Below are 13,987 nucleotides of genomic sequence, written 5' to 3'. Positions count from 1 at the left end.
GAGAATAGGATAGATATTTTATCAAGTTAAGTATAATAAGAGTCTTTTAATACGGTCCCCACTCAATATTCACGCCAACAATAAGAAAAATAAGTCCGATGATAAACCAAATGAATGCAAGTGGAGCCATGAATCGAATCCATTTTCCGTAAGAAATGCCGCTCGCTGCGAGTACGCCCATTAAAACACCGGAAGTTGGATTGAGGCAGTTCACTACACCTTCTCCAAGCATAACAGCTTGTACTGTAACTTGGCGTGTAATGTGCATGAAATCGGCAAGTGGAGCTAATATCGGAATGAAAATAACAGATTCTCCTGTCCCAGATGAAATGAGGAAATGTAATGCGGCACTACTTACATACATGCCGATAACGCCAAATACAGGACTTTGTCCTTCGAGAGATTGTGCGAGCTGATTCACAATTGTATCAAGTAATTTGCCTTGTTCTAGAATGACTGAAATACAACGAGCCATTCCGACGATCAAAGCACCGTAAATGAGATTTTGGCAGCCTGCTAGAAAAGTAGAAGCGATATCGTTCGCTTTCATGCCACCTATTATTCCCGCTGTAATTGCTATGAAAATAAAAGTAGCGGTCATTTCGGCGTCTGTCCAATGTAGACGGAAAGCACCTATTAAAAATGCAATTAATGATAAAGCTGAAACGAGTAAAATTAATTTATGACGTATTGTCCAAGGAACTTCAGTTTTCTCCGTTTCTTTCTCACTTGAAAGAGCATTACTTGGAAACCAGTTGTCTCCGAGTATGCTTCCTTTATTCAATTTTTTTAATCGTTTTACATACCAATTAATATATAAAATGGTGGCAATTAAAAAAGAGATATAGATTGCTGTGCGTAAACCAATTCCCGAAAACATAGGAAGTTCTGCGATTTTTTGTGAAATGCCTAAAGGTGAGGGAGATAAAATAGTAGCATTAAAACCAGCATAAGTGCCTAAATAAATAATTGCTACGCCGACGATAGCGTCCCATTTTAATGTGCGTGCAACGATGATGCCGATGGGGATAAAGCCGATAACTGAGTTAACGATAATGCCAGTCGTTCCGAGAATAGAAAAGAGTGCAGCGACAATACAAATGAAAAGTAATTGCTGATTACGAAATTTGTTAATCACATGATAGATTAAACCGTCAAGAGCACCTGTTTTTTCAAGAATGGCAATAGCTCCACCTGTAAATAAAATTAAGAAGATGATAGGAGCAGCAAGCGTCATTCCTTTTTCAATAGCGGTAAAAAAAGAAACAAATCCTACTGGCGATTGTGGAACAGAATGATAACTTCCTGGTATTGTCGTTGTAACAGTACCATTTGTAACTCTTTTAAACTCTCCAGCAGGAACGAAATATGTAGCTATTGCACAAAGTAAGGCAATAAAAAATAGTAGTACGTACGCGTCAGGCATTTTAAATTTTCGTTTGCTCGGCTGCTTTTTTACCTCGGTCTGTAATTGCATAAAAGCCCTCCTTTTTCACTTGGTTAATTTTTAATATTCTGAAATTTATCTGTGAAATAGATTATAATAAAGGTGGCTTCTTAAGGCAATAGTTTTTCTGTCCTTTTCTTACACATACAAATTCTTGCAACATTAGACAGGGAAACGAAAAGAATCAAAGAATATGTTATATAGAAAGAATAAGGAAAAGAGGGAAAAAGATGTGGAAAACTACCGATCTATGTGATGAATTTGAAAAGGAATTACAAATATGTCGCCAGTCTTTTCGGTCGTTTGGGAAGAAGGAACAGTTTTACGGGAAAATTGCAACGGTAAAAGTGAAGGATGATAATGTACTAGTGAAGGAAGGATTGCAAACACTACCAGAAGGAACGGTATTAGTTGTTGATGGCGGAGCTTCTACGAATTGTGCGTTACTTGGTGATAACTTGGCAGCTATTGCGGAGGAAAGAAAGCTGGCAGGAATTATTGTAAATGGATATGTTCGAGATTCTAGTGAACTAAAGAATATTAATATTGGCATTTTAGCGTTAGGTACAATGCCAAATAGAAGTGTAAAAGAGGGAAAAGGCGAGAAGAATATTTCATTGCAATTTGGACAAGTAGAATGGAAAGCGAATGAATATGTGTATGCGGATGAAGATGGCGTTATTATTAGTGAAAAGAGTTTGCATCGTTAAAGGCTAGTAAGTTACTATTCTTAGAAAATAAATCCGATAAAGCATGGACAAAATTCTTTGTCAATAGTAAAATAATACAGAAATTTAAAATTAACAGAATGTATAGGTTTATCGTTTTACGATAACTGAAATGGAAGTAAGTAGCGCCTGGAAAAGTGAATGTTATCACAATGATACGTTCATAAACAAAATTATTTTTCCTATACAAATATAGCCGCGAATGATGCGGGTCGGAGGTGTTGCACAGTTTGTTCGACACTTATAAAAAAAGAGTGTCAATTGCACGCCCTTGAGGGGCCTTTTTTTGTGTAAATAGTAATAAGGGAGGAAAATTTGGGATGGCAATGTTGAAAAAATGGCTGCTTACGTCGTTAATGGCAGTTACACTTGTATTTGTTTCTTTTGCGAATACAGTACATATTACGTTTGCTGAAGGAAATACAGCAAAACTTGCAATTATTGGTGAATCACAAAAGGGCATTATGTTGTGTCCGAAAGAAGAGCAGATTACAGATGGGGAAACAGCTTTAAGTTTGCTGCAAAAAGTCATGGGGGACAAAGTAACAGCAGAGACGATGTCTTTTGGAACGTATGTTAAAGGCATTGATGGTTTAATGGCTGGGGACACAAGCGGCTGGTTGTATGATGTAAATGATAAATCTGCAGAAGTTGGAGCAGATAGTTATAAATTAAATGCTGGAGATGTTGTTGTCTTTCGTTTTGTTGCAGACTGGAGCAATATGAGCCAGGAAACATTACAGCAAACATTAGATAAATTTGGTACTTGTAAAACTGTAGAAGAACCAAAGACAGATGATCCAAAACAAGAAAAACCAGAAGAACCAAAAACGGATGATCCGAAACAAGAAAAACCAGAAGAACCAAAAACGGATGATCCAAAACAAGAAAAACCAGAAGAACCAAAAACAGATGATTCAAAACAAGAAAAGCCAGAACAACCAAAGCAAGAGAACATTCAAATTCCAGCAGCGCAAATAAATGACGCGATCTCTAAGACATCTGAAAAGATGTTACAAGATGGAATTGAAAGTGATTGGGTAGCTTTAGGCCTTTCTCGTTATGGGAAGAATGTTCCAATTGAGGCGAAATTAAATTATGTTAAGTCAGTAACTGAAAAAGTAGAAAAGCGCATTAACCGTTTTTCAGCGACAGATTTAGCTAGAACGATTATTATGATGAATGCAATGAATGCAGACCCTACAAAGGTAGGCGAACATAATTTAGTTCAAAAATTGTACGAATCAGATAAAGTGAATTCTGTTACAGGCTATACATTTGCTTTACTTGCATTTGATACGAAGAAGTATGAAGTTCCAGTGAATTCAAAATGGAATCGAGTTGCTTTAGTAGATGCACTTCTACATGCACAGCATACAGATGGCGGCTGGACTTACGATAGTGCAAGTAGTAAAGACAGTGCTAGTAGCGTTGATGTAACAGGTATGGTTTTATCAGCATTAGCTCCTTATCAAGGTCGACCAGATGTGAAGCCAGCTGTAGAAAAAGCTGTTGCCTATTTATATAACGCACAACTAGAAAATGGTGGTTTCTCTGCTGATGGACAAGAAAATTCTAATAGTGTTGCGCAAGCGATTATTGGATTATCACTTGTGAAAGATGTAGATGAAAATCGTCTACATAAGGCAATGCAAAATCTACTATCATATCAACTTCCAAATGGTGAATTCAAATGGTTACCAAGTGATCAAAACGGTAGCGGAATGGCTACAGAGCAAGCATTCTTAGCTTTACTTCAGTTTAAAGACCTTGGGAAATCGATTTATGACTGGTCAAGTGTATCTGTTCCTGAAATCGATAAGAAACCAAATGTGGATTCAGAAAATGTTGTAGTAGAAAAAGAAGTTACTGAACAGCCACAAGAACAAAAACAAGAAGAAACGAAAGATGACACGCTAAAAGTTGTTGTCGATAATGAACCGGTTAAAAATGGAAAATCTGGAAACGGTAGCACGTTACCAAAAACAGGAGCATCTTCTCATAGTGCAGCTACAGAAGTAGGTATGGGTGTATTATGTATTGCTTCTGCATATGTATTATGGAGACGTAAAGCAGCTTAACAAAAATTAGGAGCAATCATTTGCTCCTAATTTTATTATGAAAGGTGAGAGACAACATGAGTAAGATGAAGTGGTTTATTTCTTTCGTGCTTTCACTTGGGCTACTTGCCGGATGTGAAGAGGCAGCTGTAAAGCCTGAGAAGAAAGTAGAACCAAAGCAAGAAGAGGTAGCAAAACAAGAAGAGAAAAAAGATGAAGCGAAACCGGAAGAAAAACCGGAGGAAAAACAAGCTGAACAAGAGCAAAAGCAGCAAGACGAGCAGAAAGAGAAACAAGAACAAAAAGTAGAAGAGAAGCCGAAAGAAGAAAAGCCACAGGCACAACCGGAAGTAAAGAAGGAAGAAAAACCTCAGGAACAGCCTGCTGTTAATAAACAACCAGAACAACAAAAAGCACAAGAAGAGAAACAGCAACAATCGAAAGCGCCCGAAGTAAAAGAAGAAGCGAAGGTTGTGAATCAGCCGAAAGAAACACCGAAGCAGGAGCAAAAAGTTGATCCGAATAAAGAGGAGAAAACGATACCGACTCCGATCGTTCCAACTCCTGAACCCAAAAAACCAGATCCAGTACCAGAACCTAAAGCAAAACAAGTTACTATCTCAGTAAAAGGTGATAAAGGCTACTTATTAGGTGCGAAAAAGGTTGATGTACAAGACGGCGATACAGTGTATAAAGTATTGCAACGTACAGGTTTAGATGTGGATGCAATGGGCTCTAAAGGTGATATTTATGTAAAAGGTATTAATGATTTATATGAAAAAGATATTACAGATACTAGTGGATGGAAATATCGTGTGAACGGTGCGTTTCCAAACCATAGTGCAGGTGTAGTAACAGTTAAACCAGGAGATACAATCGAGTGGGTGTATGTATTAAAATAAGAAAGGCATTCGGTAAAGGACTATGAAAATAAGTTTTTCTTCTTTACATCCTTTTGTGAATTTTTTCTATTATATCGGGGTGATGATACTATGTATGATGTGTCTTCATCCTCTTTTTTTAATTGGAGCAATACTATTAATCGTTATAATAAATATAATGCAAGGGAATAGCGAAAAGATTAGAAAGATGTTACCGAGCACAATCATTTTCTTTTTTATGGTCATTTTATTTAATTCGTTATTAACGCATAGAGGTCGAACTACGTTATTTTGGTTAGGTGATAGCCGTATTAAGCTTGAGGCGATTATGTTTGGAGTAGTAATGGGGTTATTACTAGTTGCGATTATGTTTACGTTCGCTTCGTATAATGATATTATTTCAAGTCATAAATTTTTATATTTGTTTTCTAGAATTTCACCGAAAGTAGCATTGTTAACGATGATTACAGTGAGGTTTGTTCCTTTGTTTATGAGGCGATTACAGAAAATAACACTCGTCCAAAAAACGAAAGGTGTACAAGTAGATGCAGGTTCAATTGTGGAACGAGTGAAAAATGGTATGCAACTATTGCAAGTATTATTAATTTGTTCGTTAGAAGATGCGCTGCAAACTGCAGATTCTATGCAAGCTCGTGGATTTGGTGTAACGAAGCGTACGACATATATTCGGTATAGAATGGAAAAACGCGATTGGTACACGCTCAGTTATTTAAGTATTCTATTTATAATTGCTATTGTATGTAGTACATATGGCGGAGGAAAGTTAATCATTTATCCGAAAGTCGAATCTATTCTATTTCAGCAATACGATGGAATGATGTTTGGCGTATTTACGATGTTTATTAGTTTACCAATTATAATGGAAGGAAGGGAATGGATATGGTGGCGCATGCAGAAATAAACAATTTATCATTTGTATATGCTGATGAAAACGAATATGCGTTACAGCATATTTCTCTTTCTATTCAAAAAGGAGAGTTTATTACACTTGCCGGCGGATCAGGATCTGGAAAGACGACTTTATTAAAACATTTTAAAAAAGAGTTACTTCCGATCGGTACACGTTCAGGAGAAATTTTTTATGATGATGTTTTATTAGAGGAAGTACCAGATCTATTATCCGCACAAGAAATTGGAATGGTATTTCAAAACCCAGAAAATCAGCTCGTAATGGATACAGTGATTCAAGAATTAGCATTTTCTTTAGAGAATGTTGGATTACCATCACATATTATTCAAAAACGAATAGCAGAGCTCATTAGTTTCTTAGGATTTCAAGATTTATTGCACCAATCTGTTCATACGTTATCTGGCGGGCAAAAGCAGCTTGTCAATTTAGCGGCTGTACTAGTTATGCAGCCGAAATTATTATTATTGGATGAACCAACGGCGCAGTTAGATCCAATTGCAGCGAAAGAATTTTTAGGATTGTTAAAACGTATTAACGAAGAACTTGGCATTACGATCGTTTTAAGTGAACATCGTTTAGATGAAGTGATACCACTTGCTACGCGCGTTATTTGTATGAATAACGGCCGAATCGTGTATGATGGTAGTCCAAAAACAGTTATAGCGAACATGTGGGAAGTTGAAAAGTTCCGTCCATTTATTCCGCAAATTCCAAGATTGTTTTTAGAGTGGAATGCGAAAGATATTCCGTTTACAGTGCGAGAAGCGCAAATGAAACTGAATAACTTGTCAGCGATATCATATGTGAATGAGCCAATAGCACAAAGTGAAAAGCACGAAGTTATTTTAAGTGCAGAGCATATTTCGTTTCAATATGAAAAAAATAGTCCACTTATTTTACGAGATTTAACCGTATCGATTGAAAAAGGAAAATGGGTAGCTCTCGTTGGAAAAAATGGTACAGGTAAATCTACACTGTTAACGATTTTAGCGGGATTGCAAAAAGCGAGAAGAGGGAAAGTAAAGTGGAATGGGAAAGTGATACATAAAATTGATTCGAAAGAACGATTTAAAAGGATCGGGTATGTATCACAACATCCGTACTATCATTTTACATTTGAAACAGTGTGGGAAGAAGTGTATGAACGAGCGCGTGAATTATACGGAGAACAAGGAAAAGAAATAGCAGAAGATATGCTAAAACAGTTTTGGTTGAGCTCGCTTAAAGAACGCCATCCGCATGATTGTAGCGGGGGAGAGCAACAATTACTTGCGTTATGTACAACGTTATTATCAAAGCCAACTTTATTATTACTGGATGAACCGACAAAAGGATTAGATCCATGGAAGAAAGAAAGAGTAGGAGAGCTATTTAGGAAGTTACAACAAGAAGGTACAACTATTGTAATGGCAACGCATGATATTGAGTTTGCAGCAAAATACGTTGATCAATGTATGATGTTATTTGATGGAGCGGTTATTATGAATGATGCACCGAAAGAGTTTTTTAGTGGAAACTTCTTTTATACAACATCTATTAATCGATTCATTCGAAAAGAGTTGCCATATGCATTAACGTGGGAGGATGTGTACGAAGCGTGTCCAAGCGATATGTTGCATTCATAATAGGTATTTTTGCAGTTATTATAGGCACATTACTCTTTACTACACTTATCATGGATGGCTATTACATGTTAAGTAGTTTGTTTTTATTAGTTGTTATTATGTTACCGTTTTATATCCGCTTTGAAAGGAAGGCGTTTGTTTCACGTGAAATTGTTCTCGTTGCTGTGTTAGCGGCAATTGCAGCAGTAAGCAGAGTACCATTTTCTATTTTACCAAGTGTACAACCGACTTCTTTTGTTATTATCGTTTCTGCAATCGTATTTGGAAGTGAAACTGGTTTTATGATCGGTGCAACAGCAGCTATCGTATCTAACATTTTTTTAGGACAAGGTCCGTGGACGCCGTGGCAAATGTTTTCATGGGGGATGATTGGTTTTATAGCTGGATTACTTCGAAATACATTTTTAATGAAAAAGCTATGGGGAAGACTACTATACGGATTGTTTGTTGGATTTTTATTTGGCTGGATTATGAACTTCTGGGGGCTTCTCGGTTTTATACGTGAGGCAACGTGGGAAGCTGTCATTTCGTATTATGTTGCAAGTTTTTATTTCGATTTGAGCCATGCGATTTCGAATGTTATTTTCTTACTATTATTTAGTACGTCTTGGATTACGATTCTTACAAGATTCAAAAAGAAATATGGCATATTAGATAAGCATAACATGGCATAGAAAAGCATATTCATATAAGGTAGGGTCGCGACTTACATATTCGTTTGCCTCTTTCATGCTTCTTACATATTGTAAGGAGCATTTTTTATTGTCAAAAAATCGATTCAATATATGTCCGTTATTATATGAAATTATTTGTATAATAGTAGGTGAGAACTATTTTCAAAAGGGAGGTGTATAGTTAATGAAGTTAGTTATTCCGAAGCAACACGGTGCATGGGCCATGCTCGTTATACCATTTCTATTAAGTGTCATAATTGGGAAACCTACTATGTATCATATTCCATTGTTTTTAGCTTGGTTCTTTATCTATTTAGCTACATATCCATTTCTTACGTACATAAAGCAAAGACGAAAAAAAGAGTATTTACATGCAGCAATTGTATATTTTATCATTGCTTTCGTATTTGGGATGATTTCTCTATTATATGAATGGCGCATTCTTTTATTCGTAGCAGTAATGATTCCATTATTTATAGTAAATATGTATTACGCTCATCAAAAAAATGAAAGAGCGTTACTAAATGATATTAGTGCGATTATTGTTTTCTGTATTGGTGGTTTAGTTAGTTATTATTTTTCAATGAAACTTATAGATAAAACAGCATTATTTATTGCACTTATATCATTTTTATATTTTTTAGGAAGTACGTTTTATGTGAAAACGATGATTCGTGAGAAAAATAACCCGAAATATCGTCTTATATCGTGGGGGTATCATATTCTATTAACAATCATCGTATTTGTTATCAATCCGTGGTGTTCTCTTATTTTTATACCGAGTGTCATCCGAGCAATTATGTTGTATGGTAAAAAGATTTCTATTATAAAAGTAGGGATTTTAGAAATTGCTAACTCTGTATATTTTTTAATTATAACGGTAATAATTATGAAGTATGCCATTTGAAAAAGCTTCCCACCTTATGATGGGAAGCTTTTTCAATCTTGTTCTAAAATGTGAACCGTGTAATCACAACGTTGAATAGCTTGTTCGATCGCATAAAGGGATTGTTCAATACGTGCGCGATTAAAATCTTTTTCAACGGTCTGTAGTGCTGCTTCTAAACAATGTTTTGCTTCTTGTAATGATTGAAAAGAATCTTGTACATATCCGCGAGCATTTTCGTGCATTTTATATTCCTCCTTGCATATTCATATATGTATAGTATGAGCAGTAAAGAATAAAATATTATTTGTTATATTTGTTTGACAATTAAAATGAAATTACGTATAGTAAGAATTAAGTGAATATTTTCTTATCCAGAGAGGTGGAGGGACTGGCCCGATGAAACCCAGCAACCGCGATGCAGGTGCTAATTCCAGCAGAACATATTTGTTCTGGGAGATAAGACGAAGATATATACGTAACTTCTTCTTATCGGAGAGGTTTTTTTGTTGCAAAAAAACCGATTACGAAAATTTATAGTAAGAAGAAAGGGGTTGCGAAGTACTGTGACACTCGAAAAATACGTAAAACTGCGTAGTACAGTTTATGAATATATGATAGAGCAAGATAAGCCAATATCATTGTTAGATATTCAAGAACATATCGTTTCGCATCATGAAGGAAAATTCACGAAAAAGATGTTACATCAATTTTATTTATCAAGACTATTAGATGAACTGAAACTGGATGGGAAAATTACATTAGCTGATGAATATCTCTATACTGAAAAAGGGGTATTTTATAAGGCGGGAAAAGGGAGCTAAGCTCTCTTTTTTTTGAAGTATGTAGAGTAAAAGACTGCTTAAGCAGCCTGATACAAGGGAATGGTGTTGAGTGTGTAGTGTCAAAGATTGAATGTGCCTGAAAGAGGCACTTCATATCGGCTGCAAATGAAAAGAGACACCTCCGCCGAATAGGTGTCAGTCGTTTTGTCATATAGACTTGCTATTTGACAGTTATTAGAATAACATGCAGGGGTTATAGAAGTCAAAAGGGAATTAAAGGAAGAGGTGCTGTTATGTACGCTTACTTATTACAGGATATAACGAAATGGATTCCTAAGTACATTTTGGATAAAGGGTATGAATATTATGAAGAGGGACATGTAGAAGATGTTGAAATACAAGACAAGAAAATATTTGCTTTCGTTACTGGAAATGCAGGAAACTATGAAGTGATTATTGATCTTGAAGATTTTACAGAAAGTAGCTGCGAATGTCCATATGAAAACTATTGTAAGCATATGGCCGCAGTTGTTTATGATATTCAAGGTGCTGGTGAGAGTACGGTGAAAGAGAAATTGAAAGCTTTAGACAAGGAAGAGTTACTTACCGTATTAAACCGTTTATTACAAAGTTCAAAAAACGTGCAAATTGTAGAGAAGATGTTAAAGAAGGGGAAACTTTAACTTATAGAGGGAGTTGTTTTGTAGTGAATGTACTAATTGTATACGCTCATCCTAGTCCTTCCAGTTTTAACGCGGCGATTTTAAAGCATGTGCAAAAAGGATTACAAGAAACTAATCATTCGGTTACGGTACTTGATTTATATAAGGAACAATTTGATCCAATCCTTGTATTTAATGAGGAGAAAAAAAGACGTGATTTAGTAAATGAAGAAGAAACAGCTCGGTACAGAACGTTAGTGGAAGAAGCAGATACGCTTCTCTTTATATATCCAGTATGGTGGTGGGGGATGCCTGCTATTTTAAAAGGATTTATTGATCGTATTTTTGTTGCTGGATTTGCTTATAAATATGAAGGAGCCCTGCCGAAAGGCTTATTGAAAGGTAAGAAGGCATGGGTAATTAATACGTTAGATTCACCGTTATGGTACGTCGCCCTATTATATCGATCAGCAGATTGGATTATGCTGAAGCGAGGTGTGTTACGTTTTTGCGGCATTCGCGATATAAAACGGTCAGTTTTTCAATCTGTGAAAACGAGTAAAGTAGAGAAGCGGGAAAAGTGGTTATTACAAATAGAAGAAAAGGCTCGTACATTATGAGTGAAATGGAACGTATAATAAAGTGCTGCAATTATGATAACGAACTTTTTCGTACATATATTAATTGCTTACTTCAATTGAAGAAATGTAGTGAAACGTTTCAACAAATTCAAATACAATTAAGAAATGATTACTTAATAAGAGGGATTTGTGAAAGAGAAGTGGATGAGGTAGTAAGAGGAAGTAAAGAATATGATACGTATTTTCTTCCTAAAGCGTTACAGTGGAATTTCCTTAAAAACAATCCACATTTAATTGAAAAAGTATGTGAAGACTTTTTTGCATTTGAGGCGTTATATCTTACGGAGATAGAGTGGGAGGACGTAATAAATTGCGTGGGAAATAAGTGATTTATTATGTAAAAAAGCTAGTATAAAACTAGCTTTTCGTTTAAATAAATAAGAAGCATAGACTAATGATAAATCCTGCATATAGTAAGTTAACAACGCAAAATCCCATAATATCACGAGCACCTAAACCAGCTATCGCTAATGCCGGTAATGCCCAGAATGGTTGAATCAAATTCGTCCAAGCATCGCCCCACGCAATTGCCATTGCTGTTTTTGCAGCAGGTACACCAAGTTCAGCACCAGCAGGAATCATAATGGGTGCTTGCACAGCCCATTGACCGCCACCAGATGGAACGAAAATATTAACGATGCCAGCACTTAAAAAAGTGAAGAGCGGGAAAGTCGTTTCGTTTGAAATGCTAATAAAGAAATTCGAAATAGCTCCTCCAAGTGAAAGTCCTTCACTATTTGCTCCAATCATCATTCCCATAATTCCAGCATAAAACGGAAATTGAAGTAAAATACCAGAAGCACTTTTCGTAGAGTCTGAAAAGGCACGAATATATTGAATCGGAGTACGATGGAAAATAATTCCAGAAATTAATAACATAAAAATAACGATGTCTAGCGTAAGGTTAAAGCCTTTCGTATAAAAGTAATTGAAAATATAAATGAGACCTAACAATCCAACGCAAAGTGTAATAATGATACTATTTTCCATTTTTTCGGCGAATGTATTGTTTCCTACTTCTTGAGCGGCAGCTTCTTCATGGAATACGCTAGGATCTACAGTTATCGTATGTTTTTCATCTGGATGCATCGCTTTATTAATGAGAGGCATCGTAACGAGAAAAATAATAACTGGAACGAGAGCGTATGGTGAGAATAGCGTTTCTGTTATGGGAATCGCTTCTTTAATACTTCCAGCGGTCGTTTTAATTAACGTTTCACCACCAGTTGCTAACGTAAGAGGGATAGAAGCAGAAAGTCCCGCATGCCAAATGAGAAATCCAGAGTAAGAAGAAGCAATGGCTAGTCTATAATCTAATCCTTCAAGTTGCCTTGCCACTTCTTTTGCATATAAAACAGATACAACAATACCAAATCCCCAGTTTATGTATGCCCCTAGTAAACTTACGATTGAAATGGCAATAATACCTTGTCCATTCGTTTTCGGTAGTTTGGCCGCTTTCGTTAATCCTTTTTTAATGAGGGGAGCATTTGCTAAAGCAGATCCTGTCACGAGTACAAGTGCCATTTGCATAGAAAAGGCGAGAAGTCCCCAAATTCCATTACCCCAATGATTAATCATTTCCACAGGTGTTTGGTGAGTCGCAAACATGCCGAAGAAAATAACAAAAACAGTTAATAAACATGATAAAATAAACGGCTCTGGCAAGAAACGTTGCACTAAGGCGACGCAACCATTTGTAAAAGAACGAAACAAAATAGATCAACCTCCTTATGTATATGTATTACAATTATTCGAGGTTGATTTTTGGATTACCTTCAATATACTGAAAAATAAGATAATTATACGGATAGAGAAAATAAGAGCAAGATTATTGCGAATATACTATTATAGTATATAAATGTCTAGTATTTGCACCAAAAAACAAAAAGGGAATCCAAAATAACTATTGATTTGAAATAATATCAGTTGTAAAATAGTAGTGAATATTCTTAATTTTGGAAATGAGGGGTGTTGTAATGAACAAAACGAAATTGTTTATTGGATCTTCTTTAATGATTGCTATGTTAAGCACATCAGCTTTTCCAGCTTCTGCGGATTCCCTAGTTACAAATGATATTACACAACAACAAAAACCAATTAATTTATTATCAAACGAGGAAATTCCTGGAGTTAAAATTATTGATATTACTAGAGAACAATATGTTAAAAACGTAGCAAAGAATGAAAATATCTCATATAAAGAAGCTGATAAACTTGTTTCTGCTAGAACAGCTCAAAGTTTAAGTAAAATAAACCCTACTGCTGCAGCTAGTAGTAATGTTGTTTGGAGACAAGCTTCTTGGACACAAACTTATTCTGGAAATTCTAGTTTTAAAGCTGATTTAGAAGGTAGTTTTGAAATTTATTCTTCTGGATCTTTTAGACAAATTAATAGCTCTACTGTTGGTTCTTCTCTTTCTGCGGGTAAATATTCTGCTACTTGGGCACAAAGTAATTCTTGGAAGACAACGGCATATCCAACGATTAGTGTGACATTGGGAGTAACGGGTAAATTTTTTACAACAGTTAGTAATTCAGGTGGAGTAAGTGGTGGGATTGCAGGGTTTTCAGTTAGTAGTACTAGTACTACTAGTGTTACGTACGTTTCAAATGGTATGACAATTCAAAGAGAATATAGTGTTTACTAATAGGTGGTAATAAATC

General features: G+C 35.7%; 15 protein-coding genes and 1 riboswitch. Of the genes, 12 read left to right on the top strand and 3 right to left on the bottom strand.

All coding sequences use genetic code 11. The annotated features are described in order from the left end of the window. Nucleotides 1-46 precede the first annotated feature (46 nt). The gene (locus ACHZK0_RS15735; RefSeq protein WP_270607384.1) at nt 47-1,477 is read right to left on the bottom strand and encodes a YfcC family protein; all 1,431 of its coding nucleotides are present in this window, start codon (nt 1,475-1,477) and stop codon (nt 47-49) included. A 200-nt stretch (nt 1,478-1,677) separates the two neighbouring features. Between ACHZK0_RS15735 and rraA the strand changes: the two genes are divergently transcribed. The 7 genes from rraA (at nt 1,678) to ACHZK0_RS15700 (ending at nt 9,253) form a co-directional block, all read left to right on the top strand. Further along, the gene (gene rraA / locus ACHZK0_RS15730; RefSeq protein ID WP_262741199.1) at nt 1,678-2,157 is read left to right on the top strand and encodes a ribonuclease E activity regulator RraA; all 480 of its coding nucleotides are present in this window, start codon (nt 1,678-1,680) and stop codon (nt 2,155-2,157) included. Between the two features lie 338 nt (nt 2,158-2,495). Continuing rightward, nucleotides 2,496-4,256, top strand: a complete 1,761-nt coding sequence (locus ACHZK0_RS15725) for a DUF4430 domain-containing protein (protein WP_395760635.1) — start codon at nt 2,496-2,498, stop codon at nt 4,254-4,256. Between the two features lie 56 nt (nt 4,257-4,312). After that, nucleotides 4,313-5,137 carry a DUF4430 domain-containing protein gene (locus ACHZK0_RS15720; protein ID WP_395760634.1) on the top strand — a complete coding sequence of 275 codons (825 nt, stop codon included), beginning with the start codon at nt 4,313-4,315 and terminating at the stop codon, nt 5,135-5,137. A 22-nt stretch (nt 5,138-5,159) separates the two neighbouring features. Further along, nucleotides 5,160-6,038, top strand: a complete 879-nt coding sequence (locus tag ACHZK0_RS15715) for an energy-coupling factor transporter transmembrane component T (RefSeq protein ID WP_262741202.1) — start codon at nt 5,160-5,162, stop codon at nt 6,036-6,038. Beyond that, the gene (locus ACHZK0_RS15710) at nt 6,011-7,672 is read left to right on the top strand and encodes an ABC transporter ATP-binding protein (protein ID WP_262741203.1); all 1,662 of its coding nucleotides are present in this window, start codon (nt 6,011-6,013) and stop codon (nt 7,670-7,672) included. The genes ACHZK0_RS15715 and ACHZK0_RS15710 overlap by 28 nt, the downstream gene beginning before the upstream one ends. Continuing rightward, nucleotides 7,645-8,346: an ECF transporter S component gene (locus ACHZK0_RS15705; RefSeq protein ID WP_262741204.1), complete on the top strand. Its 702-nt coding sequence runs from the start codon at nt 7,645-7,647 to the stop codon at nt 8,344-8,346. The genes ACHZK0_RS15710 and ACHZK0_RS15705 overlap by 28 nt, the downstream gene beginning before the upstream one ends. Nucleotides 8,347-8,530: 184 nt before the next feature. Then, nucleotides 8,531-9,253, top strand: coding sequence for a YwiC-like family protein (locus ACHZK0_RS15700; protein ID WP_395760633.1), 723 nt, complete (start codon nt 8,531-8,533; stop codon nt 9,251-9,253). 32 nt (nt 9,254-9,285) lie between these two features. On the opposite strand, the gene ACHZK0_RS15695 is transcribed toward ACHZK0_RS15700, so the two are convergent. Beyond that, nucleotides 9,286-9,477, bottom strand: a complete 192-nt coding sequence (locus ACHZK0_RS15695) for a hypothetical protein (protein ID WP_000544998.1) — start codon at nt 9,475-9,477, stop codon at nt 9,286-9,288. 122 nt (nt 9,478-9,599) lie between these two features. After that, nucleotides 9,600-9,698: riboswitch (SAM riboswitch) on the top strand. 40 nt (nt 9,699-9,738) lie between these two features. Here ACHZK0_RS15695 and ACHZK0_RS15690 point away from each other — a divergent pair. From ACHZK0_RS15690 to ACHZK0_RS15675, 4 genes are all read left to right on the top strand, one after another. Further along, nucleotides 9,739-10,056: a hypothetical protein gene (locus tag ACHZK0_RS15690; RefSeq protein ID WP_132133026.1), complete on the top strand. Its 318-nt coding sequence runs from the start codon at nt 9,739-9,741 to the stop codon at nt 10,054-10,056. A 254-nt stretch (nt 10,057-10,310) separates the two neighbouring features. Continuing rightward, on the top strand, nt 10,311-10,700 hold the full coding sequence (locus tag ACHZK0_RS15685) for an SWIM zinc finger family protein (RefSeq protein ID WP_063261482.1): 390 nt from the start codon (nt 10,311-10,313) through the stop codon (nt 10,698-10,700). 23 nt (nt 10,701-10,723) lie between these two features. Beyond that, nucleotides 10,724-11,299: an NAD(P)H-dependent oxidoreductase gene (locus ACHZK0_RS15680; RefSeq protein WP_395760632.1), complete on the top strand. Its 576-nt coding sequence runs from the start codon at nt 10,724-10,726 to the stop codon at nt 11,297-11,299. Further along, nucleotides 11,296-11,649, top strand: coding sequence for a group-specific protein (locus tag ACHZK0_RS15675; RefSeq protein ID WP_395760631.1), 354 nt, complete (start codon nt 11,296-11,298; stop codon nt 11,647-11,649). The genes ACHZK0_RS15680 and ACHZK0_RS15675 overlap by 4 nt, the downstream gene beginning before the upstream one ends. A gap of 40 nt (nt 11,650-11,689) precedes the next feature. On the opposite strand, the gene ACHZK0_RS15670 is transcribed toward ACHZK0_RS15675, so the two are convergent. Continuing rightward, entirely contained in the window at nt 11,690-13,036 is a 1,347-nt protein-coding gene (locus ACHZK0_RS15670) for a short-chain fatty acid transporter (protein ID WP_395760630.1), read from the bottom strand. Nucleotides 13,037-13,299: 263 nt separating this feature from the next. Here ACHZK0_RS15670 and ACHZK0_RS15665 point away from each other — a divergent pair, with 263 nt between their 5' ends. After that, nucleotides 13,300-13,971 carry a hypothetical protein gene (locus tag ACHZK0_RS15665; protein WP_395760629.1) on the top strand — a complete coding sequence of 224 codons (672 nt, stop codon included), beginning with the start codon at nt 13,300-13,302 and terminating at the stop codon, nt 13,969-13,971. Nucleotides 13,972-13,987: the final 16 nt, after the last annotated feature.

It is taken from the genome of Bacillus sp. 3G2, from assembly GCF_044324725.1.
Lineage (GTDB): Bacteria > Bacillota > Bacilli > Bacillales > Bacillaceae_G > Bacillus_A > Bacillus_A mobilis.
Note: the sequence above shows the minus strand (reverse complement) of the source record. Positions and strands in the feature narration are given on the sequence as shown.